This is a genomic window from Pseudomonas sp. BIOMIG1BAC (genome assembly GCF_001705995.2).
Classification (GTDB): domain Bacteria; phylum Pseudomonadota; class Gammaproteobacteria; order Pseudomonadales; family Pseudomonadaceae; genus Aquipseudomonas; species Aquipseudomonas sessilinigenes.
Map to the genome: position 1 here is coordinate 7,242,156 of NZ_CP049045.1, position 23,273 is coordinate 7,265,428.

Here is a 23,273-nt window from a genome sequence, read left to right on the forward strand (position 1 = left end):
AAAAACACTAATGGCCAAATGCCCTGCCATAGGCAAAATCTAGTCCAGCAGATCCAGTTGCAGGTGTTCGGCCACCGCCTCGGCCCCAGCCAGCCGGAGCCAGGGCACCTTACCCAGGCACGGCGCAGGAAGACGCTCGGCCAGGGTCGCCAGGTTCTCTTCCAGACGAGAGGTCTTCGGATCGACGATATTGGCCACCCAACCCGCCAGTTGCAGGCCGTCCCGGGCAATGGCTTCGGCAGTCAGCAAGGCATGGTTGATGCCCCCCAGCCGCACCCCCACCACCAGGATCACCGGCAACCCCAGGGCCATGGCCAGGTCCGAGAGATTGTCCTGGCCCGCCAGGGGTACGCGCCAACCACCTGCACCTTCGATCAGGGTGAAATCCGCGCCCTTGGCCAGGATGTGGCGCATGGGCAGCAGCAACGACTGCACCGTCAATGCCACGCCCGCCTCGCGTGCGGCCAGGTGCGGAGCGATGGCCGGCTCGAAGGCGATCGGGTTCACCTCCTCATAGCTCAGTGGCAACGACGCCTGCGCTTGCAACGCCAAGGCATCGGCATTGCGCAGGCCCTTGGCCGTCAGCTCGCAACCGGACGCCACCGGCTTGCCCGCCGCCGTGCTCAGCCCGGCCAGGCGCGCGGCATGCAGCAGGCCAGCGGCGATGGTGGTCTTGCCCACCTCGGTGTCGGTGCCGGTGATGAAATAGGCAGGACTCATAGTGGTTTCTCCAATACGGCATGGACTACCTGGTAAGTCGCCGGCAGCCCCTTGGCCTGGCGAAAGCCCTCATAGGCCGCGATCAACCCTGCGATCCGTGCCCGCCCAGTCAGGCCACCAGGGCGACCAGGATTGAGGTTGTGCGCGCCCAGGGCCTTGAGTTCATGGGTCAGGCTGCGCACGTCCGGGTAGTGCAGGACATGGGGTACCCGCTCCAGGCTCCGCACTCGCAAACCGCTGGCGTCGCACAATTGGCGATAGCGCTCGAACTCGCGAAAGCGATTGACGTGCACCTGCCCATCCACCTGTGCCCAGCTCTCGCGCAGCTCGTGCAAGGTGCCCACGCACAGGCTGGCGAAGGCCAGCACACCACCGGGCTTGAGGACTCGTCGCGCCTCGCTGAGCACCGCGGCGAAATCAGCGCACCACTGCACCGCCAGGCTGGAAAAGATCAACTCACAGCTGTCCGCCCGCAACGGCAGGCGCTCGGCGTCTCCCGCTATAAAATGCTCAGCGCCGCCCAGGGGCCTGGCATGCTCGAGCATACCCTCGGCAATATCCAGGGCCAGGCCCTGGCCATCAGGAAAGCGTGCGCCCAACGCCCGGCTGAAGTGCCCGGTGCCGCACCCCATGTCCAGCCAGCGTGCAGGGGCCCAGCCAATGGGCAAGCGCTCCAGCAATTGCTGGCCAACCGCTCGTTGCAACTCGGCAACGCTGTCATAGCTGGCAGCGGCACGGGAGAACGAGGCCGCAACCCGGCGCTTGTCAGGCAGGCCTGTAGGTGGGACGGGAACAGACAGGTCAGTCATCACCGGACTCATGCAAGAAAGCCTGGATCGCACCCGCCACTCCATGGGGGTCCTCCAGGAGAAAACCATGGCTGGCCTGTTCAATCAGGCCAACCTCTACATCCGGCAACAATGCCAGCAACTCACTCGCCGCCTCGGCAGGCACCAGGCCATCGAGCCCGGCGAACAGATGCAACTGCGGCCCACGAAAACCCTGCAAGGCCTCACGGGTGTCGAGCTGCGCCAGCAACTCCAGGCCAGCCATCAACACCTCGGGCTGGGTGACCGGCGCGCCACCGAGCAGCAACCGGGACAAACCTCGCGGATCGCCAGCACCCTGGGCGCAAAGCAGCGAGAAGCGCTTGAGGGTGGCACGCGGATCGCCAGCGCAGCCCGCCAGGAACCCATCGAAGGTCTCCCCGGCCATCGCGCTGGCCCAATGCTCATGGGCGACAAAACTGGGATTGCTGGCCAGGGTCAGCAGGCCGCAACAACGCTCGCCACGCCGTGCGGCCAACTCCGAGGCGAGCATGCCTCCCAAGGACCAGCCGCCCAGCCAGGCGTTATCGGGCAGGGCGTCATCGAGCTCATCCAGCCAGTCAGCCGGGTCGCTGGATACCAGTTCCGGCAACGGCTCGATCTCCACCCTCAGGTGCTCATCCAATCCTTGCAAGGCCGCTGCCAGGGGCTCCAGGGGTGACACGCCCAGGCCCCAGCCGGGCAACAGAATCAGTCGATCACGCATGGCTCGGTCCCGCCTGCCGTTCACTGAAGCAATCTGCCAATACGTCTAACAATAGCTGTACCTGACTTTCGCTGTGAGCGGCGGACAAGGTCACGCGCAACCGCGCGCTGCCGGCCGGGACCGTCGGCGGGCGAATAGCGGTGACCAGGATCCCGCGCTCGCGCAGCCTCTGCGACAGGCGCATGGCCCGGGCGCTGTCGCCGACCAGGATGGGCTGGATCGGAGTGAAGCTGTCCATCAGCTCCAGGCCGATCTGCTCGGCGCCCCGACGGAACTGGCGGACCAGGCTCGCCAGGTGCTCGCGGCGCCAGTGTTCGCTGCGCAGTAGCTCTAGGCTCTTCAAGGTGGCACAGGCCAACGCTGGCGGCTGGCTGGTGGTATAGATGTAGGGCCGGGCGAACTGGATCAGGCTCTCGATCAACTCCTCGCTCCCTGCGACAAAGGCCCCAGCGGTTCCGAAAGCCTTGCCCAGGGTCCCCACCAGCACCGGCACCTCATCCAGGCCCAGGCCGTAATGTTCTACCAGGCCCGCGCCGTTGGCACCCAGGGGACCGAAGCCATGGGCGTCGTCCACCATCAGCCAGGCGCCTCGGGCCTTGGTTTCACGGGCCAGGGCCGGCAGATCGGCCACATCGCCATCCATGCTGAATACCCCGTCGGTGACCACCAGGGTATTGCCGGTAGCCTTTTCCAGGCGCTTGGCCAGGCTGGCCGGATCGTTGTGCAGGTAGCGGTTGAAACGCGCGCCACTGAGCAGCCCGGCATCCAGCAGCGAAGCATGGTTGAGACGGTCTTCCAGCACCGTGTCGCCCTGCCCCACCAGGGCCGTGACCGCCCCGAGATTGGCCATGTAGCCGGTACTGAACAGCAACGCCCGAGGGCGGCCGGTGAGTTCTGCCAAGGCCTCTTCGAGGGCGTGATGCGGGCCGCTATGGCCCACCACCAAGTGCGAGGCGCCACCGCCCACGCCCCAGCGACTGGCACCGGCGCGCCAGGCTTCGATCACTTGCGGATGATTGGCCAGGCCCAGGTAGTCGTTGTTGCAGAACGCCAGCAATGGCTGGCCGTCGACCACCACTTGCGGCCCCTGGGGGCTATCGAGCAGGGGACGCTGGCGATACAGGTGTTCGGCACGGCGCGCAGCGAGGCGCGCGGCAAGATCAAAAGACATGCAGGCCTCGATGATCAAAAGATGAGCCGTCGCCTCTGCCCCTGGCCGCGACAGGTGTGCGAGATCGGGATGCACTCCTGATCCTCGCCCCCTTTCGGGTCGGTCGCGGCCTGTGGCAGCGGGCTACGGGTGGTCGGTCGCTCAGACGACAGCGTTGTAGAACTGCTCGCTGCTCTTTTGCTCCACCAGGGCCTGTTCGATGGCCGCCTGGTGCACTTCATCGGCATGCTCTTCGCGCGCTTCGGGCTGGATGCCCAGGCGGGCGAACAGCTGCATGTCCTTGTCGGCCTGCGGATTGGCGGTGGTCAGCAACTTGTCGCCATAGAAAATCGAGTTGGCGCCGGCGAAGAAGGCCAGGGCCTGCATCTGCTCGTTCATGGCCTCACGGCCAGCGGAGAGGCGCACATGGGATTGCGGCATGAGAATCCGCGCCACGGCGAGCATGCGGATGAAGTCGAACGGGTCAACGTCATCGGCATTTTCCAGCGGCGTACCGGCCACTTTCACCAGCATGTTGATCGGCACCGACTCCGGGTGCTCCGGCAGGTTGGCCAGCTGGATCAACAGCCCGGCACGGTCGTCCAGGGACTCGCCCATGCCCAGGATGCCGCCGGAACAGATCTTCATCCCGGCATCGCGCACATAGGCCAGGGTCTGCAGGCGTTCGCTATAGGTGCGGGTGGTGATGATGCTGCCGTAGAACTCCGGCGAGGTGTCCAGGTTGTGGTTGTAGTAGTCCAGGCCAGCCTGGGCCAGGGCCTCGGTCTGCTCCTGGTCGAGCTTGCCCAGGGTCATGCAGGTCTCCAGGCCCATGGCCTTGACCCCTTTGACCATCTCCAGCACGTAGGGCATGTCCTTGGCGGAAGGATGCTTCCAGGCCGCGCCCATGCAAAAACGCGTGGAGCCGATGGCCTTGGCCCGGGCAGCCTCTTCCAGGACCTTCTGCACTTCCAGGAGTTTTTCCTTTTCCAGGCCGGTGTTGTAGTGACCGGACTGCGGACAATATTTGCAATCTTCCGGGCAAGCGCCGGTCTTGATCGACAGCAGGGTGGAAACCTGGACCCGATTGGCATCGAAATGCGCGCGGTGCACCGTCTGCGCCTGGAACAGCAAGTCGTTGAACGGCTGGGTGAACAGGGCTTTGACTTCAGCCAAAGTCCAGTCATGACGCAAGGTGGCGGTGGTGCTGGCGCTCATGGGCGGTTCCTTGATTATGCTTGGCAGGCGGTGCGGGACAGGGAAAGTCCACAGCCGCAACACGGATGTTCGGCATATTTAAGGAAGCCGCCATGCACTGTCAACCAGAAAGAAAAGTACCGGTTTACATTTGGCTAAAAAACAAACAAACCTGTTTGCTCTGCGACGAACCCAGCGATTCAGCCATGGCCCTGTGCACGCCCTGCTTGCACGACCTGCCCTGGCTCGGGGCCCAGTGCCCGGTCTGCGCCCTGCCGTTGCCGGTCGCGGGATCGACCTGCGGCCAATGCCTGCAACGACCTCCGGCGTTCACCAAGGTCATCGCCCCTTGGCGCTACGACTTCCCGATAGACAGCCTGGTCAGCCGCTTCAAACACCATGAAAAGTGGCCTTTTGGCCGCCTGATGGCCGAGCTTCTCGGGCAGTTCCTGCATTATCGTTTCGACGAGGGGTTACCCCGGCCGGACTGCCTGGTGCCGGTGCCACTGTCCCGGCGCCGCCTGCGCCAGCGCGGTTTCAACCAGGCCGACATGCTGGCCCACTGGTTGGGTCGGCAACTGCAACTACCGGTCGAGCCACAGTGGGTCCGGCGCACCCAGGACACGCCTGCACAACAAGGCCTGGGGGCATGGGCTCGCCAGGGTAACTTGCGCCGGGCGTTCACCCTGGCAAGCGATGCCCAGGTCAGGGGCCGGCACCTGGCGCTGGTGGACGACGTCCTGACCACCGGCGCCACCGCCCAGGCCCTGGCTCGCCTGCTACTGGCAGCCGGAGCCCGCCAGGTGGACGTCTATTGCCTGGCCCGTACTCCCAGGCCCGAGGCCCCGGACTGACTTGACTCTCGTCGCTCAAGCCGCAAACTCCCAGTCCATCTTCCGTGCCCGAAGCGTCCCAGCCATGTCCCTGCCCACCCTGTTGACCCAACACATCGCCCGTCGCCCGCAGCGCATCGCGCTGTTGCAGCACATCGCCGAGCAGGGCTCCATCACCCGTGCAGCGAAAAGTGCCGGCCTGAGCTACAAGGCGGCCTGGGACGCCATCGACGAGCTCAACAACCTGGCCCAGAACCCGCTGGTGGAGCGCAGCGTTGGCGGCAAGGGCGGTGGCGGCGCCAGGCTGTCCGCCGAAGGTGAACGGGTCTTGCGCCTCTATCAGCGCCTGCAGGTGCTGCAGGCCCAGGTATTGGAAGCGGCTGAAGACGCCAGCGATTTCGACCTGCTGGGGCGCTTGATGCTACGCACCAGTGCGCGCAACCAGTTGCACGGCAAGGTCCATGAAATTGTCCCGCAGGGTTGCAACGACCTGCTCAGCCTGGAACTGCCCGACGGGGTCCAGCTCAAGGCGCAGATCACCCACGACAGCACCCAGCGCCTGGAACTGGCCCCCGGCACCGAGGTCGTGGCCCTGATCAAGGCGGGATGGCTGGACGTGCAGGCCGTCGGGGCCCCGGTAACAACTGGACACAATTGCCTCACAGGCACCATCGAGCGAATTCTCGATGCCGAGGACGGCCCTTGCGAAGTCCGGATCGCCCTGCCCAATGGCCAGGTTCTCTGTGCCCTGGCCGAGCCGCTGCTGTTGAAAACCCTGGGGCTGGCGCAAGACCGGCCGGTCCAGGTGCAGTTCTCCCCCTCCCATGTGCTCCTGGGAACTCCGCTCTGACCCTGGCCCCAAGCTCCCGGACGCCCCTTTTCAAGGTCTTGGGCCTGCAACAAATTCGTCATCGGTGCTCATTAAGGTGGCTGCAAAAACCCGCAGGGAGCCTGATATGAGCCTGTTAGAAGAAGACCAACCCACCGACCTGGAACAGATCGTCGGCCTCAGCCGCCGGGGCTTCATCGGTGCCGGCGCCCTGTGCGGCGCAGCCCTGTTCCTGGGCGGCAGCCTGCTGAGCCGCAGCGCCCTGGCTGCCGGTGTCAGCGCCGGCAACGGCCAACTGCTGGGTTTTGCCAGCATCCCCAGTGCCACCAGCGACACCATCACCCTGCCGCCGGGCTACAAGTCCTCGGTGCTGATCAGCTGGGGCCAGCCGTTGCACAAGAACGGCCCGGCCTTCGACCCGAGTGGCAATGGCACCGCCCAGGCCCAAGAAGTGCAATTTGGCGACAACAACGACGGCATGAGCCTGTTCGCCTTCCCGGATGACCGCAACCGGGCCCTGATGGCGATCAACAACGAATACACCAACTACCGCTACCTCTTCCCCCACGGCGGCCTGCCACAGTCGGCCGAGGACGCACGCAAGGCCCAGGCCAGCGAAGGCGTTTCAGTGATCGAGGTGCAACGCAAGAACGGCCAGTGGCAGTTCGTCCAGGGCTCGCGCTACAACCGGCGTATCCACGGCAACACGCCGATCCGCCTCAGCGGCCCCGCCGCCGGCCACGCGCTGCTCAAGACCAGCGCCGACCCCAAGGGCAAGAAAGTCCTCGGCACCTTCCAGAACTGCGCCAATGGCAAGACCCCGTGGGGCACCTACCTGACCTGCGAAGAGAACTTCACCGACTGCTTCGGCAGCAGCAACGCCGAGCACAAGTTCGACGCCGCCCAGAAGCGCTATGGCGCCTCGGTGGCCAGCCGCGACATCAACTGGCACCTGCACGATCCGCGCTTCGACCTGGCCAAGAACCCCAACGAGCTCAACCGCCACGGCTGGGTGGTGGAGATCGACCCTTTCGATCCGCAATCGACCCCGATCAAGCGCACCGCCCTGGGCCGCTTCAAGCATGAGAACGCCGCCCTGGCGCAAACCCGCGATGGCCGCGCCGTGGTCTACATGGGCGACGACGAACGCGGTGAGTTCATCTACAAATTCATCAGCCGCGACCGCATCAACCACCGTCATCCCAAGGCCAACCGCGACCTGCTGGACCACGGCACGCTGTATGTGGCGCGTTTCGATGCAGGCGATGGCAACCCGGACCACCCCAAGGGCCAGGGCCAGTGGATCGAGCTGACCCATGGCAAGAACGGCATCGACGCCAGCAGCGGTTTCGCCGACCAGGCCCAGGTGCTGATCCAGGCCCGCCTGGCCGCCAGCGTGGTCCAGGCCACACGCATGGACCGTCCCGAGTGGATCGTGGTCAGCCCCAAGGATGGCCAGGTGTATTGCACCCTGACCAACAACTCCAAGCGCGGTGAGGATGGCATGCCGGTGGGCGGCCCCAACCCGCGGGAGAAAAACGTCTATGGGCAGATCCTGCGCTGGCGCACCGGTGGCGACGACCATGGCTCGCTGAACTTCTCCTGGGACCTGTTCGTGGTCGCCGGCAACCCTGGCGTGCACGCCGGCAAGCCCAAGGGCGGCTCCTCCAACATCACCCCGCAGAACATGTTCAACAGCCCCGATGGCCTGGGTTTCGACAAGGCCGGGCGCCTGTGGATCCTCACCGACGGCGACTACAGCAACAGTGGCGACTTCGCCGGCATGGGCAACAACCAGATGCTCTGCGCCGATCCCGACAGCGGCGAGATCCGCCGTTTCATGGTCGGACCGGTGGGCTGCGAAGTCACCGGGATCGCCTTCGCCCCGGACCACAAGACCCTGTTCGTGGGCATCCAGCACCCGGGGGAAAACGGCGGCTCGACCTTCCCTGAGCACTTGCCCAACGGCAAGCCGCGGTCCTCGGTGATGGCCATTACCCGGGAAGATGGCGGCATCATCGGCGCTTGATCCAAGCGCGTGCCGAACCGGCGCCTGCCTCTGGCCGAGGCAGGCGCCATAGCGCCCTCCACCGGCCTGCCCGTCTGCGTTACCATGCTGGGCCGGACGCGGCAGCCTGCTGCGCGCAGGAGTAAGCATGTCGCACCCGTTTGATACCCTCACCCCCGACCTGGTCCTGGACGCCGTGGAAAGCATCGGCTTTCTCAGTGATGCCCGGGTCCTGGCCCTCAACAGCTACGAGAACCGCGTCTACCAGGTCGGCATCGACCAGGGCGAGCCACTGGTGGCCAAGTTCTACCGCCCCCAGCGCTGGAGCGACGAGGCCATCCTCGAAGAACACAGCTTCACCTTCGAACTGGCCGAGTGCGAGGTGCCGGTAGTGGCGCCGATCGTCCATGAAGGGCGCAGCCTGTTCGAGCATGCGGGGTTTCGTTTCGCCCTGTTCCCAAGGCGTGGTGGCCGCGCCCCGGAACCGGGCAACCTCGACCAGCTCTATCGCCTCGGGCAACTGCTGGGCCGCCTGCACGCCGTCGGTGCCAGCCGCCCGTTCAGCCACCGCGAGGCCTTGGGCGTGCAGAACTTCGGCCACGACTCCCTGGCGACTCTGCTGCAAGGCAACTTCATTCCCAAGAGCCTGTTGCCGGCCTATGAGTCCGTCGCCCGCGACCTGCTCAAGCGCGTGGAAGCCCTCTATCAGTCCACTACGCACCAGAACATCCGCCTGCATGGCGACTGCCACCCGGGCAACATGATGTGCCGCGACGAGGTGTTCCATATCGTCGACCTGGACGACTGTCGCATGGGCCCTGCGGTGCAGGACCTGTGGATGATGCTCGCGGGGGACCGCCAGGAACGCCTCGGCCAGTTGTCCGAGTTGATGGACGGCTACAGCGAGTTTCACGATTTCAACCCTCGCGAACTGGCACTGATCGAGCCGCTGCGGGCCCTGCGCCTGATGCACTACAGCGCCTGGCTGGCCCGGCGCTGGGATGACCCGGCGTTCCCCCGCAGCTTCTCCTGGTTCGGTAGCGAACGTTATTGGGGCGACCAGGTACTGGCCCTGCGCGAACAATTGGCGGCGCTCGACGAAGAACCCCTGCGGCTGTTCTGAAGCCCCGGGCGGGAACGGCAGGCCATGCACGGAAAAGCCAGGACAGGTATAGACAATTATCCTTACAATCGCGCCTTTGATAGTTGCCTAAGCAAGGATTCTCCATGCAAGCCGCCAACCCGCGCCGCGGGTACATCCTGGGCCTGACCGCCTACATCATCTGGGGTCTGTTTCCGCTCTATTTCAAAGCCATCGCCAGCGTGCCCGCCGTGGAAATCATCGTCCACCGAGTGCTCTGGTCAGCGCTGTTCGGCGGCCTGCTGCTGGTGGTCTGGAAGCACCCCGGCTGGTGGCGGGAACTGCGGGACAACCCACGGCGCCTGGCGATCCTGGCCCTGAGCGGCACCCTGATCGCCGCCAACTGGCTGACCTATGTCTGGTCGGTAAACAACGGGCGCATGGTCGAGGCCAGCCTGGGCTACTACATCAACCCGCTGATCAACGTACTGATGGGCATGCTGATCCTCGGCGAGCGCCTGCGCCGCCTGCAGTGGCTGGCGGTGCTGCTGGCGGCGGTCGGGGTGGCCCAGCAGGTCTGGCAGTTGGGCAGCCTGCCCTGGGTCTCGCTGGCCCTGGCGCTGAGCTTCGGTTTCTATGGCCTGATCCGCAAACAGGCTCCAGTGAAGGCCTTGCCGGGGCTGGTGGTGGAAACCTGGATGCTGGTGCCCATCGCAATGGCCTGGCTGCTGTTGCACCCGGACGCCAGCAGCGCCCATGCGGCCTTCTGGACCAGCTCAGAAGCCTGGTGGCTGGTGGCGGCCGGCCCGGTGACGCTGATCCCGCTGGTGTGCTTCAACGCCGCCGCCCGGGACCTGCCCTACACCACCCTGGGGTTCCTGCAATACCTGGCCCCGACCCTGGTGCTGCTCCAGGCCGTGCTGCTGTTCGGTGAGCAACTGTCCTCCAGCACCCTGGTGGCTTTCATGTTCATCTGGGCGGGCCTGGCGGTGTACAGCGTGGATGCCTGGCTGAGCCTGCGCGGACGTAACTGATCAATAAACAATCAATCATCTGCAGGCCACGTCCCCTGTGGCCTGCGGCGGTTCTTCCCAAGCTTATCCACAAGCTGGTCCCCGCCGTTTGTGCACAAGCCCTTGAAATTGCCGGTTTTTTGATCAATTCACGGGAAGCCGCGACACCCCTGGGCCAGCGCCGGGTCTCTACAGGTTATCCACAGGCGCATGCACGCTTTACTGGGATAACCCATCCAACGGCCCTCAGCCTTCGCTGCGCAGCACCAACTCCACCATCAGGTCGTCCGCCAGGGTTTCCAGGCGTGCCTGCAAGACCTCAAGGGACAGGGTCAGGGGCACTGCCAGGATGGCCTCGGCATGGAACAGCGGCTCGCTGCTCATGGGCGCCGGCCGCACTTCCGTCACCAGCCGCTCCAGATTGACCCCCTGCTCCGCCAGCAAGCGGGTGATGTCCCGGACAATCCCCGGTCGGTCGTTACCCACCAGTTCCATGGCAATGGGTTTCCAGGTGCAAGATTGCTCGATGCTGCTTTGCGCGATCAACACCCGGATGCCCTGGGCCGAAAGCCCCTGCAAGGCGTCCACCAGCTCATCGTAGGCTTCGGCCGGCACCGCCACCCGGAGAATGCCGGCGAACTGCCCGGCCATGCGCGACAGGCGGCTTTCCAGCCAGTTGCCACCGTGGGCGGCGATGCACTGGGCAATGCGTTCGACCTGCCCGGCCTTGTCCGCAGCGAATACCGTGAGAACGAGATGGTCCATGGCGCAGCCCTCTTTTACGGGTGGAAGAGCAATTATAGGCAGCCTCGCCAGCAGCGCCCGGTGCCCCTGGTCGAGGCCAGGCAAATGGACCGGTAGCCCAAAAATACAAATCGTGTACAACTTTTTGTATTTATATGGAACAATCCATCGGCTTTTTGCGAACACCAAGCTTCCCAGCGTGACCGCACTGCATTATTGAGTCGCGAAACGACGTATTTAGTCTAATTTTCACAACCGCAATTCATCATGTAGTATGCCGCAGCGCGCACTACATAATGTTGGAACGATGTCTGCCAAGGCTTGATCACAACCCCCGCAATCCCCGTCAGCAAGGCTCCGCCGTTGATTGGAAGCACCCAGCCGCCAGCGATGGCATGTACTGGTGATCAGGGTTGTGCTTTAAATGGCCGCCGGCTTCATTGTTAATTTGAAGAGCTGAAAAGCGAAATAGCTGAGCAGAGTGAGGCAAGCAATGACTGAACACGTTCAAGTCGGTGGCCTGCAGGTCGCCAGAGTCCTGTTCGACTTCGTGAACAACGAAGCCATTCCCGGTACCGGCCTCACCGCCGACGCGTTCTGGGCCGGGGCCGACAAGGTCATCCACGACCTGGCCCCGAAGAACAAAGCCCTACTCGCCAAGCGCGACGACTTCCAGGCCCGGATCGATGCCTGGCACCAGTCTCGTGCCGGCCAGGCGCATGACGCCGTGGCTTACAAAGCCTTCTTGCAAGACATCGGTTACCTGCTGCCAGAAGCAGCGGATTTCCAGGCGACGACCCAAAACGTCGATGAAGAGATCGCCCGCATGGCAGGCCCGCAGCTGGTAGTGCCGGTGATGAACGCCCGCTTCGCCCTCAACGCCTCCAACGCCCGCTGGGGCTCGCTGTACGACGCGCTGTATGGCACCGACGCCATCAGCGAAGCCGATGGTGCGCAAAAGGGCAAAGTCTACAACAAGGTCCGCGGCGACAAGGTCATCGCCTTCGCCCGCGCCTTTCTCGATGAATCCGCCCCCTTGACCGCTGGCTCCCACGTGGATTCGGTGAGCTACAAGATCGTTGGCGGCAAGCTGGTGGCAGGCCTCAAGGGCGGCAGCAACAGCGGCCTGCGCGACGATGCCCAGCTGATCGGCTACCAGGGCGATGCCGCGGCACCGACCGCGATCCTGCTCAAGCACAACGGCCTGCACTTCGAGATCCAGATCGACGCCGCAAGCCCCGTCGGCCAGACCGACGCCGCCGGGGTCAAGGATCTGCTGATGGAAGCGGCCCTGACCACCATCATGGACTGCGAAGACTCGGTCGCCGCGGTCGATGCCGACGACAAGGTAGTGATCTACCGCAACTGGCTGGGCCTGATGAAAGGCGACCTGGCCGAAGAAGTGGCCAAGGGCGGCAAGACCTTCACCCGCACCATGAACGACGACCGCGAGTACACCGGCGCCGACGGCAAGTCCGTGAAGCTGCATGGTCGTTCGCTGCTGTTCGTGCGTAACGTCGGCCACCTGATGACCATCGACGCGATCCTCGACCAGCACGGCAACGAAGTGCCGGAAGGCATCCTCGACGGCCTGGTCACCAGCCTCGCGGCGATCCACAACCTCAACGGCAACACCTCGCGCAAGAACAGCCGTACCGGCTCGGTGTACATCGTCAAGCCGAAGATGCACGGCCCTGAAGAAGCCGCGTTCACCAACGAGCTGTTCGGCCGCATCGAAGAGGTGCTGAACCTGCCGCGCAACACCTTGAAAGTCGGGATCATGGACGAGGAGCGCCGTACCACGGTCAACCTCAAGGCTTGCATCAAGGCGGCCAGCGAGCGCGTGGTGTTCATCAACACCGGCTTCCTCGACCGCACCGGCGACGAGATCCACACCTCCATGGAAGCCGGCGCCATGGTGCGCAAGGCCGACATGAAGGCCGAGAAATGGATCGGCGCCTACGAGAACTGGAACGTCGATATCGGCCTGAGCACCGGCCTGCAAGGTCGTGCGCAAATCGGTAAAGGCATGTGGGCGATGCCCGACCTGATGGCAGCGATGCTCGAACAGAAAATCGCCCACCCGCTGGCCGGTGCCAACACCGCGTGGGTGCCGTCGCCGACTGCCGCCGCCCTGCACGTGCTGCACTACCACAAGGTCGACGTATTCGCCCGCCAGGCCGAACTGGCCAAGCGCGCCCGTGCTTCGGTGGATGACATCCTGACCATCCCGCTGGCAGTCAACCCGAGCTGGACGCCGGAGCAGATCAAGAACGAACTGGACAACAACGCCCAGGGCATCCTTGGTTACGTGGTGCGCTGGATCGACCAGGGCGTGGGCTGTTCCAAGGTGCCGGACATCAACGATGTCGGCCTCATGGAAGACCGCGCCACCCTGCGGATCTCCAGCCAGCACATCGCCAACTGGCTGCGCCATGGCGTGGTGACCCAGGAGCAGGTGCTCGAAAGCCTCAAGCGCATGGCTCCAGTCGTTGACCGGCAGAACGCCGCCGACCCACTGTACCGCCCACTGGCCCCGAACTTCGACAGCAACATCGCCTTCCAGGCTGCCCTGGAACTGGTGATCGAAGGCACCAAGCAACCCAACGGCTACACCGAGCCGGTCCTGCACCGTCGGCGCCGTGAGTTCAAGGCCAAGAACGGCCTGTAACGGCGCAGCACCAGCAACAAAAAAGCCCCGGTCCATGACCGGGGCTTTTTCATTTCGGCTCGCTGCCCCCTTGGCGCTACAGCACCACGCCCAGCTCGTGCTTGACCAACGCCAACAGCTTGCCGGTGTCGATGGGCTTGAGCAGGAAGTCCACCACGCTCAGGTGCATGGCGGCGATGGCGTCGCGCACATCGGCATCGCCGGAAATGATGATGATCGGCAACGCCGCCCGTTCCGATTCACGCACCTGGCGAATCAGGTCCAGGCCACTGCAAGGTGCCATGCGCAGGTCGGTGATCAACAGGCCGATGGACTTGTTCGACTCGAGCATTTCCAACGCAGCCTTGCCACTGGCCGCGGTCATGCAACGAATGCCATCAAGACCGAGGATCTCCGAAAGCAATTCGCGGGCATCCTTGTCGTCATCGGCGATCAACACCCGCTGCGCCGGCAGATCGGGCTCCAGCATGACGGCACTCAGCGCCTCGCGCTCGGCATCGCTCAAGATATCGTGGTCGGACATACAGTTCTCTACAGGATCGAATCACCTAGCACAGTGGTCAGACATCGCCAGGCAGGCCTCCAATGTGCACTTCGTCGGAAAAATTGCCAAGAGCCTTGATCAGAGCTTTTTTGCATCGATGGCCTGTGGCTCAAAGCCAAATGTCCGGCCCCCGGTAGCCGAACCGGCCAAGCCCGAAGCAACGCGACCCAAGAGCACGGCAATAGCGAGGCGCCTCCTAGACTTACGTCCAATGGGCACCTGCCAGTCCCTGGGCCGACCATTGCCCTGATCCGAACACAACAAATCCAAAAAGCTTGCGGTAATCGTCATGAGTAAAGCGGACGCCTTCATCCAGGCAGGGAAGACCGCGGTGTTGCAGAACATCCAGGGCACTGTGCAGTTCCTGCAACGTTTCCCCCCTTTCAACCAGATGGAAAACCTGCACCTGGCCTATCTGGTAGAACAGTGCCAACTGCGCTTCTACGGCCCCGGCGACAGCATCATCAAGCCCGCCGACGGCCCGGTGGAGCACTTCTACATCGTCAAGCAGGGCCGTGTGGTGGGTGAGCGCACCCACGCCGCCAAGGGCAGCACCGAAACCACCTTCGAGATCACCACCGGTGAGTGCTTCCCCTTGGCCGCGCTGCTGGGCGAACGCGCCACCCGTACCGAACACCGGGCCGCCGAAGACACCTTCTGCCTGCAATTGAACAAGAATGCCTTCATCAAGCTGTTCGCCCTCTCGGCGGAGTTTCGCGACTTCGCCCTGCGTGGGGTCAGCAGCCTGCTCGACCAGGTCAACCAGCAGGTCAAGCGCAAGGCTGTCGAAACCCTCGGTACCCAATACTCGCTGAACACCCGCCTGGGCGAGCTTGCCATGCGCCACCCCGTGACGTGCTCCCCGGCCACGCCGCTGCGCGAAGCCGTGGCGCAGATGCATGAACAACAGGTAGGCAGCATCGTGGTGGTGGACGAACGCAAGGCGCCCCTGGGGATCTTCACCCTGCGCGACCTGCGCCAGGTGGTGGCCGACGGCAGCCAGGACCTCAACCAGCCTATCGAACGCCACATGACCCAGGCGCCGTTCTTCCTCAGCCCGGACCACAGCGCCTTCGACGCCGCCATCGCCATGACCGAGCGCCATATCGCCCACGTCTGCCTGGTCAAGGAGCAACGCCTGTGCGGCGTGGTGTCCGAGCGCGACCTGTTTTCCCTGCAACGGGTCGACCTGGTGCACCTGGCACGCACCATCCGCAACGCGCCGCGAGTGGAACACCTGGTGGCGCTGCGCGGCGAGATCGGCCAACTGGTGGAACGCATGCTGGCCCATGGCGCCTCATCGACCCAGATCACTCACATCATCACCCTGCTCAACGATCACACCGTGTGCCGGGTGATCGAGCTGACCCTGGCCGACAAGGGCGACCCCGGCGTGCCCTTCAGCTGGCTGTGCTTCGGCAGCGAAGGCCGGCGCGAACAGACCCTGCACACCGACCAGGACAACGGCATCCTGTTCGAGGCCCGGGACGCGGCCCACGCCGCCGAGATCCGCGGCAAGCTGCTGCCCATCGCCCAGCAGATCAACCAGAGCCTGGCCCTGTGCGGCTTCACCCTGTGCAAGGGCAACATCATGGCCGGCAACCCCGAGCTGTGCCTGTCCCGAGCCGAATGGGCCCGGCGCTTCGCCGCCTTCATCCGCGAGGCGACCCCGGAGAACCTGCTGGGCTCGAGCATCTATTTCGATTTGCGGGTGGTCTGGGGCGACGAGCAAGGTGCCGAGCAGTTGCGCCGCGGCATCCTCGACCAGGTGGCCGACAATCGCCTGTTCCAGCGCATGCTGGCAGAAAACGCCCTGCGCCAGCGCCCGCCGGTGGGTCGCTTTCGCGAGTTCGTACTGGCCAAAAAGAACGGCGAGAAAGCCACCCTCGATCTCAAGGTCCAGGGCCTCACGCCCTTCGTCGACGGTGCCCGGCTGCTGGCCCTGGCCAACGGCATCGGCGCCATCAACACCTTGGAGCGCCTGCGCCAACTGGTGTCCAAGCAAGTCATCGAGCCGCTGGACGGCGCCGCCTATGAAGAGGCCTACCACTTCATCCAGCAAACCCGCATGCAACAGCACCAGCGCCAGACCCGGGACAACCAGCCCTACTCCAACCGGCTCGACCCGGACAGCCTCAATCACCTGGACCGGCGCATCCTGCGCGAGTCCCTGCGCCAGGCCCAGCGCCTGCAGAGCAGCCTGGCCCTGCGGTACCAGCTATGAGCCTGTTCAACTGGTTCCGCCCTGCCGCCAGCGTCCTGGACAGCACCCAGCAACAGCGCCGCGATCGCCTGCCGGCATTCTCCCCGCTGGATGAGCGCAGCCTGCGCGAACAACGCTGGGTGGTGGTGGACGTCGAGACCAGCGGCCTGAACCTCAATCGCGACCAGGTGCTGTCCATCGGGGCCGTAGTGATCGAGGACGGGGCCATCGACTTCAGCCAGCAGTTCGAACGCACCCTGCAGCGCGAGGGGCACAAGCTCAGCCCCAGCGTGCTGATCCACGGCCTGGGCCCCAGCGCCATCGCGGCCGGCAGCGATCCGCTGGAGGCCCTGCTGGACTTCATGGAGTTCGTTGGCGACAGCCCGCTGCTGGCCTTCCACGCCCCGTTCGACCAGCACATGCTTGGCCGCGCACTGAAGGACAGCCTGGGCTACCGCTTGCAGCACGACTTCCTCGATGTGGCGGACATGGCCCCGCTGCTCTGCCCACAAGCGCCTATCCGCGAGGCCGGCCTGGATGACTGGGTCGACTGGTTCAAGCTACAGGTGGTGGAACGCCACCATGCCGCGGCCGATGCCCTGGCCACTGCCGAACTGGCGCTGATCCTGTTCAACCGCGCGCAACAGCAACAAATCCACAGCCCCTTGAGCCTGCAACAGCGCCTGGGCCAGTGGAGACGCCGCCGGCAGGCTCCCTCCTTCTAGGTTTCGCGGGTGAGGGAGCTCGCGACCTCACCGCAACCGGCCCCACCCCATGGATCGATTGCCGACCAGCGTCAATTGCGCCACTGTTTCGCCTCTGCCACAATCGCGAATAATTCTCGTTATTTGAAACTTCCCCCTGGTGATTCCCGTTGTCGTCAGTCCAAAGTCCCCGCAATGAGCTGGTTGATACCCTGTATCGCGACCATCGTGGCTGGCTGCTGGCCTGGCTACGGCGCAACGTGGCCTGTGCACAACGGGCCGAAGACCTGAGCCAGGACACCTTCGTGCGCCTGCTGGGGCGCGATGAGCTCAAGGCCCCCCGTGAGCCCCGGGCCTTCCTGGCGGCCATCGCCAAGGGCCTGCTGTTCGATCATTTCCGCCGTGCCGCCCTGGAGCAGGCCTATCTCAACGAGTTGCTGCTGATCCCCGAGGCCGAACAACCCTCGCCGGAAGAACAGCAAATGATCCTCGAAGACCTCAAGACTATCGACCGCCTGCTCGATAAACTGTCGAGCAAGGCCCGCGCGGCCTTTCTCTACAACCGCCTCGATGGCCTGGGCCACGCCGAGATCGCCATCCGCCTGGGGGTCTCCGTACCCCGGGTCCGCCAGTACCTGGCCCAGGGCATCCGCCAATGCTACATCGCCCTCTACGGGGAGCCGACATGACCCCCATCAGTTCCAAGCCGGTGTCCGCCCGGGTGCTGGACGCCGCCATTGCCTGGCAACTGTCGCTGGACGGCGGCGCCAGCGCCCTGGAGCACGAAGAGTTCGCCAAGTGGCACTGCGCCCATGAAGAACACGCCCGTGCCTGGCGCCAGCTGGGCATGCTCGACCAGCGCTTCAACCTGGCTCCGGGCCCGGCCCGCAATGCCCTGGTGCAATCGCGCGAAGGCCTGCGCCGGCGCGTGCGCAAGCTGGGCCGCGGGATCGCCAGCGTGGTGCTGGTGGGAGGCCTGGGGCTGTTCCTCGAGCAGCACTACCTGCCGCTGGACTACTGGCTGGCCGACCAGCGCACCGGCACCGGCGAGCAACTCATGCTGCGCCTGTCCGACGGCACCCTGATCAACCTCAATACCCACAGCGCGCTGGACGTACGCTTCGACGACAAGCAGCGGCGCCTCATCCTGCAGGAAGGCGAAGTCCTGATCGAGACCGGACACGGCGACAGTCGCCCGTTCATCGTCGAGACCCGCGACGGCCGGCTACGGGCCCTGGGTACGCGGTTCCTGGTCAAGCGCGAGGACCAGGGCACGCGCCTGGGCGTGCTGCAGTCGGCGGTGGCGGCGCGGCCCCAGGAAGGCCAGGACGAAAAAGTCTTCAAGGAAGGCCAGCAGGTGCTGATGCAGCGCGATGGCCTGCAAGCGCCGCAGGCCCTGGCCATGGGTGCCGATGCCTGGAGCCTGGGCATGCTGGTGGTGGACAACGCCCGACTGGGCGACCTGATCAAGGAACTGGGCCGCTATCGCCACGGCTACCTGGGTGTCGCCCCCGAAGTGGCCGACCTGCGCATCACCGGCAGCTTCCCGCTGCACAACACCGACCTGGCGCTCGACGCCCTGCTGCCGACCCTGCCAGTGCAGATCGAGCGACGTACCGACTGGTGGGTCAACGTCGTCGCCAAGGCCGATCCCAAGCCCTGACATCCCCTTTCCCGCCGACTCCAACCTGCCTTGGAGCCGGCGGGCGACTGCCCTTCTTTCGCAAATCTAAATTATTTTCAATTCGCCCTATCACTTTTCGAATCTCATCCGGCTCATAGGCAATTGCGAAACATTTCCATCCAGGAGCCGCCGTATGTCCCGCCCGCTAGACACCCTGTTGCGCCCCAGCCTGCTGGCCATTGCCATTGCCCTGAGCGCCCCCCTGGCCAGCCCGTTGCTGATGGCGGCCGAGCAGTCCTCCAGCGTGCGCGCCTACAACCTGCCGGCGGCGCCCCTGGCCAGCACCTTGAACCAGATCGCCAGCCAGGCCGGCCTGGCCCTGAGCCTGAATCCGTCCCTGGCCGCCGGCAAGACCTCGGCCCCGGTCCAGGGCCAGTTCGACGCCGCCGGCGCCCTGCGCGAAGCCCTGCGCGGTACTGGCCTGCAACTGGAGCACAGCGGCGCCGGCACCTACAGCTTGGTGGCTGCACCGGAGGGCGTCGTGGCCCTGCCGGAAACCAATATCAGTGGCCAGCAGGCCTATGAAAGTGCCTGGGGGCCGGTGGAAGGCTACGTCGCTACCCGTACTGCCGCTGGCACCAAGACCGATACCTCGCTAGTAGAGGCGCCGCGTTCGATTTCCGTTGCTACCCGCCAACAGATGGAGGATCGCAACGTCCAGAACCTCGACGACGCGGTGCGCTACATGCCCGGCATCGTCTCCGCCAGCTACGGCAGTGACACCCGTTACGACTGGATGCTGGTGCGCGGCTTCGAACCCACCCAGTTCCTCGACGGCCTGCCACTGCCACGGGGCGCGTACGCCAACCCGAAAGCCGAGACCTGGAACCTAGACCGCCTGGCCTTGCTGCGCGGCCCGGCATCCTCGGTCTATGGCCAGACGCCTCCGGGCGGCTTGCTGGACATGGTCAGCCGGCGCCCCAGTGCCGAAGCCAGCCACTCCATCCAGTTGCAATACGGCAGCGACAACTATCGCCAGCTCAACTTCGCCAGCACCGGCAAGATCGATGACGAAGGCCGGTTCCTGTATGGGCTCAGCGGTGTCATCCGCGATGCAGGGACCCAGGTCGACCACATCGACAACAAGCGCTACAACATCGCTCCCAGCCTGACCTGGAACATCGACACCGACACCAAGCTGACCCTGCTGTCGCAGTTCACTCGCGACGATACCGGCGCCACCAGCCAGTTCATGCCGATCGTGGGTACCAAGATCAAGTCGCCGCTGGGCAAGGTCTCCCACCACAAGAACCTGGGTGATCCGGACTACGAGTTCTACGACCGTACCTACTACGCCCTGGGCTACGCCTTCGAACATCGCATCAACGATGTCTGGCAGTTCCGCCAGAACCTGCGCTACACCAAGTCGGAGCTGTCCTTCCAGCAATTGACAGTGGGCCCTTACGCATACGCCCCAGTCGATGCAGAGGGCAACATGAATCGCATATCGACCAACGTCAACGAAGACATCGGCCAGTTCGCAGTGGATAACAATTTCCAGGCCGACTTCACCACCGGCGATATCAGCCATACCGTCCTGCTCGGGCTGGACCACCAGCGTTCCGACACCTCTTATCTGTCGATTTACGACGAGGTCAGCAAAACCAACATCTTCAACCCGGTCTATGGCCAGCCGATCGTGCGCCCGGCACGCTCCGGCGCCTTTTACGACTACAACCAGAAAACTGTCCAGACCGGCCTCTACGTGCAGGACCAGATGGCCCTGGACAACTGGCGCCTGACCCTCGGAGGACGTGAAGACTGGGTGCACCAGGGCACCACCTACTTCAACAAGAAGGACGTGACCAATACGGATCGCAACAAGAACTTCAGCGGCAACGCAGCGCTCAGCTATGTATTCGATTCAGGCTTCGTGCCGTACCTGTCCTATGCCGAATCCTTCCAGCCAGCGAGCAACGCCAGCGCCAACCCGCTCGAGTCGTACAAACCCACCGAAGGCAAGCAGTGGGAGCTGGGCATCAAGTATCAGCCGCCAGGCTCGAACACCCTACTGAGCGCGGCGGTCTACGACCTGACCCAGAAGAACGTCCAGGTAACCAGCATCGGCGCAGGTGGCCAGTCGATCACCAGCCAGACCGGCGAAGTGAAGGTCAAGGGCCTGGAGCTCGAAGCAGTCTCCGACGTGACCGACAACCTCAAGGTCATCGCCGCCTATAGCCTGGCCAAGTCCGAGATACAAAAAGGCATCTACAAGGGCAACCGCCTGCAACGGATGCCGAACCAGCAAGCCTCGCTGTGGGCCGACTACACCTGGCACGACGGCGTACTGGATGGCTTCGGCATCGGTGCCGGCGCTCGCTATACCGGCAACACCTATGGTGACGAGGGCAATACCTGGCTTGGCAAGGCCAACGCCTACACCGTGTTCGATGCCGCTGTGCACTACGACCTCGGCCGCCTGGACAAGAGCCTGAAAGGGGCGTCGTTGAAACTCAATGCCACCAACCTGTTCGACAAGGACTACATCTCCACTTGCGATGGGTCGTACTGTTACTTCGGCGATCAGCGCAGCGTGGTCGCCAGCGCCACCTACCAGTGGTAACCCGCTGAGTTAACGACCGGGCCGTCCGCCAGGACGGCCTTCGCGTGTCTGAAGGCTAATGAATGAAAAGCACAACCATCCGCCGCTGGTCCTTCATCCACACCTGGACCAGCCTGATCTGCACGGTGTTCCTGCTGATGCTGGCGCTCACCGGGCTGCCGCTGATCTTCCACCACGAGATCGACCACCTGCTGGGCAATGCCCCCGAGTTGCGGGAAATGCCCGCCGATACACCGCGCCTGGACTTGCAGCAACTGGTCAAGGCCGCCGAGGCCCATCGGCCGGGCGAGGTCCTGCAGTACTTCGGCTGGGAAGATGACGAGCCCAACGGCGTGACCACCATCATGGCCAAGACCGCCGGCACCGACCCCAACCTCTCCTATACCTTCATGCTCGACGCCCGTACCGGCGAGGCACTGGAGACGCCCTCGGCCAACGACGGCCTGATGATGTTCATCCTGCGCCTGCACGTGGACATGCTCGCCGAGTTGCCGGGCAAGTTGCTGCTGGCCTTCATGGGCGTGCTGTTCGTGCTGGCGATCGTCTCCGGCACCGTGCTCTACCTGCCGTTCATGCGCCGCCTGAAATTCGCCACCGTGCGCCAGGACAAGTCCCGCCGCCTGCGCTGGCTCGACCTGCACAACCTGATCGGCGTGGTGACCCTGACCTGGGCCCTGGTGGTGGGAGTGACGGGGGTGATCAGCGCCTGTGCCGACCTGATCATCGCCGCCTGGCGCAACGACAGCCTCGCGGCGATGGTCGCGCCCTATCGCGATGCGCCGCCGCTGCAAACGCTGGCGCCGGCCAGTCGCCTGCTGGACATCGCCCGGGACGCAGTCCCAGGCATGCAACCGGACTTCATCGCCTTCCCCGGCACGCGCTTCTCCAGCGAGCATCACTATGCAGTGTTCCTCAAGGGCGACAGCCACCTGACCTCGCACCTGCTGACCCCGGTGCTGATCGACGCCAGCACCCTGGAAGTCACTGCCGTGGCCGGCCGCCCCTGGTACATGGATGCCATGGGCATGTCGCAACCGCTGCACTTCGGTGACTACGGCGGCATGCCGATGAAGGTGCTGTGGGCCGTAATGGACGTGCTGACCATCATCGTCCTGGGCAGCGGCCTGTACCTGTGGATCGTCCGCCGTCGAGCCGCCAGGCCGTTACCGGAGGCGCGCCCATGAAACGCCGTCAAGCGAGCTTCTGGAAGGTCTTCGCCGCGCCCCTGGCCATCGGTCTGCTCAGCGCCGCCGGGCTGTTCGCGGCATTGTTGGGCGACGGCCTGTGGGACAGCCTGAGCTGGATCGGCCTGGGCCTGCCGGCACTGATCGCCCTGCGTGGCCTGTTCAAGCGCCAGGGCGCGGCTTGACCCCGGCAGCTGGGAAACCGCGCCACAGGTACATGGACAGCACCAGGCCGACCAGCATCACCGGGATGAACCCGTGGTTTTCCTGCAGCGCCTCGATGGCCACCAGCACGCTGAACAGTGCCAGCCCCAGCAACGGTACATAACTGGCCGCCAGGCCCCAGCGCCAGGGGCGGGTCACCCGGGCCGGGCCGCGCAGGCCCAGCAGGGCACAGCCCAGGGCCGGCAGCGTCAGCGCCGGCAAGGCCCAGTACCAGGCCATGTAGGCGAATGCCATGATCAGCTCCGGTTCGCCCTCGCCCTTGCGGCGAAACTCGTACTGCAGGGCCAGGTACACCGCCAGGGCCCCCAGCAAGGTCAGGGCCAGGCTGATCAGCCCGTGCCGAAGATAAGACCTGCGCATCCACTACTCCTTGTCCATAGCCCATGC

Annotated in this window: 21 protein-coding genes; 13 read left to right on the plus strand and 8 right to left on the minus strand. The window is 64.6% G+C overall.

From position 1 onward, the window contains the following. Nucleotides 1–39: 39 nt before the first annotated feature. The 5 genes from bioD to bioB form a co-directional block, all read right to left on the minus strand. A complete protein-coding gene (gene bioD / locus ATY02_RS33720) occupies nucleotides 40–720 on the minus strand; it encodes a dethiobiotin synthase (RefSeq protein WP_068575644.1) in 681 nt (226 codons plus the stop codon). Further along, nucleotides 717–1,529: a malonyl-ACP O-methyltransferase BioC gene (bioC, locus tag ATY02_RS33725; RefSeq protein WP_068575646.1), complete on the minus strand. Its 813-nt coding sequence runs from the start codon at nucleotides 1,527–1,529 to the stop codon at nucleotides 717–719. Before bioC ends, bioD begins: the two co-directional genes overlap by 4 nt. Next, a complete protein-coding gene (locus tag ATY02_RS33730) occupies nucleotides 1,522–2,253 on the minus strand; it encodes an alpha/beta fold hydrolase (protein WP_068575648.1) in 732 nt (243 codons plus the stop codon). Before ATY02_RS33730 ends, bioC begins: the two co-directional genes overlap by 8 nt. Beyond that, entirely contained in the window at nucleotides 2,246–3,424 is a 1,179-nt protein-coding gene (gene bioF / locus ATY02_RS33735) for an 8-amino-7-oxononanoate synthase (RefSeq protein WP_068575649.1), read from the minus strand. Before bioF ends, ATY02_RS33730 begins: the two co-directional genes overlap by 8 nt. A 141-nt stretch (nucleotides 3,425–3,565) precedes the next feature. Next, on the minus strand, nucleotides 3,566–4,621 hold the full coding sequence (gene bioB / locus ATY02_RS33740) for a biotin synthase BioB (RefSeq protein WP_068575651.1): 1,056 nt from the start codon (nucleotides 4,619–4,621) through the stop codon (nucleotides 3,566–3,568). Nucleotides 4,622–4,713: 92 nt separating this feature from the next. Between bioB and ATY02_RS33745 the strand changes: the two genes are divergently transcribed. The 5 genes from ATY02_RS33745 (at nucleotide 4,714) to rarD (ending at nucleotide 10,385) form a co-directional block, all read left to right on the plus strand. Further along, nucleotides 4,714–5,454, plus strand: coding sequence for a ComF family protein (locus ATY02_RS33745; RefSeq protein ID WP_068575653.1), 741 nt, complete (start codon nucleotides 4,714–4,716; stop codon nucleotides 5,452–5,454). Between the two features lie 64 nt (nucleotides 5,455–5,518). Then, nucleotides 5,519–6,283, plus strand: a complete 765-nt coding sequence (locus ATY02_RS33750) for a TOBE domain-containing protein (RefSeq protein WP_068575655.1) — start codon at nucleotides 5,519–5,521, stop codon at nucleotides 6,281–6,283. 106 nt (nucleotides 6,284–6,389) lie between these two features. After that, nucleotides 6,390–8,291 carry a PhoX family protein gene (locus tag ATY02_RS33755; RefSeq protein ID WP_068575657.1) on the plus strand — a complete coding sequence of 634 codons (1,902 nt, stop codon included), beginning with the start codon at nucleotides 6,390–6,392 and terminating at the stop codon, nucleotides 8,289–8,291. Between the two features lie 127 nt (nucleotides 8,292–8,418). Further along, nucleotides 8,419–9,393 carry a serine/threonine protein kinase gene (locus tag ATY02_RS33760; RefSeq protein WP_068575659.1) on the plus strand — a complete coding sequence of 325 codons (975 nt, stop codon included), beginning with the start codon at nucleotides 8,419–8,421 and terminating at the stop codon, nucleotides 9,391–9,393. 104 nt (nucleotides 9,394–9,497) lie between these two features. Continuing rightward, nucleotides 9,498–10,385 (plus strand): EamA family transporter RarD, encoded by an 888-nt coding sequence (gene rarD / locus ATY02_RS33765; protein ID WP_068575660.1) that lies wholly within the window; start codon nucleotides 9,498–9,500, stop codon nucleotides 10,383–10,385. Between the two features lie 225 nt (nucleotides 10,386–10,610). Here the strand turns inward: rarD and ATY02_RS33770 are convergent, their stop codons facing one another. Further along, nucleotides 10,611–11,129 carry a glycine cleavage system protein R gene (locus tag ATY02_RS33770; RefSeq protein ID WP_068575662.1) on the minus strand — a complete coding sequence of 173 codons (519 nt, stop codon included), beginning with the start codon at nucleotides 11,127–11,129 and terminating at the stop codon, nucleotides 10,611–10,613. A 472-nt stretch (nucleotides 11,130–11,601) separates the two neighbouring features. On the opposite strand from ATY02_RS33770, the gene ATY02_RS33775 reads away from it, so the two are divergent. Next, complete coding sequence (locus ATY02_RS33775) at nucleotides 11,602–13,779, plus strand: malate synthase G (RefSeq protein WP_068575664.1); 2,178 nt, start codon at nucleotides 11,602–11,604, stop codon at nucleotides 13,777–13,779. A gap of 76 nt (nucleotides 13,780–13,855) precedes the next feature. Here the strand turns inward: ATY02_RS33775 and ATY02_RS33780 are convergent, their stop codons facing one another. After that, nucleotides 13,856–14,302, minus strand: coding sequence for a response regulator (locus tag ATY02_RS33780; RefSeq protein WP_068575666.1), 447 nt, complete (start codon nucleotides 14,300–14,302; stop codon nucleotides 13,856–13,858). 310 nt (nucleotides 14,303–14,612) lie between these two features. On the opposite strand from ATY02_RS33780, the gene ATY02_RS33785 reads away from it, so the two are divergent. From ATY02_RS33785 to ATY02_RS33815, 7 genes are all read left to right on the plus strand, one after another. Next, nucleotides 14,613–16,547 carry a putative nucleotidyltransferase substrate binding domain-containing protein gene (locus ATY02_RS33785; protein WP_322708448.1) on the plus strand — a complete coding sequence of 645 codons (1,935 nt, stop codon included), beginning with the start codon at nucleotides 14,613–14,615 and terminating at the stop codon, nucleotides 16,545–16,547. Continuing rightward, complete coding sequence (locus ATY02_RS33790; protein WP_068575670.1) at nucleotides 16,544–17,251, plus strand: PolC-type DNA polymerase III; 708 nt, start codon at nucleotides 16,544–16,546, stop codon at nucleotides 17,249–17,251. Before ATY02_RS33785 ends, ATY02_RS33790 begins: the two co-directional genes overlap by 4 nt. A gap of 149 nt (nucleotides 17,252–17,400) precedes the next feature. Continuing rightward, on the plus strand, nucleotides 17,401–17,919 hold the full coding sequence (locus ATY02_RS33795; RefSeq protein ID WP_068575672.1) for an RNA polymerase sigma factor: 519 nt from the start codon (nucleotides 17,401–17,403) through the stop codon (nucleotides 17,917–17,919). After that, nucleotides 17,916–18,893, plus strand: coding sequence for a FecR domain-containing protein (locus ATY02_RS33800; RefSeq protein WP_068575674.1), 978 nt, complete (start codon nucleotides 17,916–17,918; stop codon nucleotides 18,891–18,893). Before ATY02_RS33795 ends, ATY02_RS33800 begins: the two co-directional genes overlap by 4 nt. A gap of 154 nt (nucleotides 18,894–19,047) precedes the next feature. After that, nucleotides 19,048–21,477 (plus strand): TonB-dependent siderophore receptor, encoded by a 2,430-nt coding sequence (locus ATY02_RS33805; RefSeq protein ID WP_068575676.1) that lies wholly within the window; start codon nucleotides 19,048–19,050, stop codon nucleotides 21,475–21,477. 62 nt (nucleotides 21,478–21,539) lie between these two features. Then, a complete protein-coding gene (locus ATY02_RS33810) occupies nucleotides 21,540–22,661 on the plus strand; it encodes a PepSY-associated TM helix domain-containing protein (protein WP_068575679.1) in 1,122 nt (373 codons plus the stop codon). After that, nucleotides 22,658–22,846, plus strand: a complete 189-nt coding sequence (locus ATY02_RS33815) for a hypothetical protein (protein ID WP_022641477.1) — start codon at nucleotides 22,658–22,660, stop codon at nucleotides 22,844–22,846. Before ATY02_RS33810 ends, ATY02_RS33815 begins: the two co-directional genes overlap by 4 nt. Here the strand turns inward: ATY02_RS33815 and ATY02_RS33820 are convergent. After that, a complete protein-coding gene (locus ATY02_RS33820) occupies nucleotides 22,824–23,246 on the minus strand; it encodes a hypothetical protein (protein WP_068575683.1) in 423 nt (140 codons plus the stop codon). The genes ATY02_RS33815 and ATY02_RS33820 overlap by 23 nt on opposite strands. Between the last annotated feature and the right edge of the window lie 27 nt (nucleotides 23,247–23,273).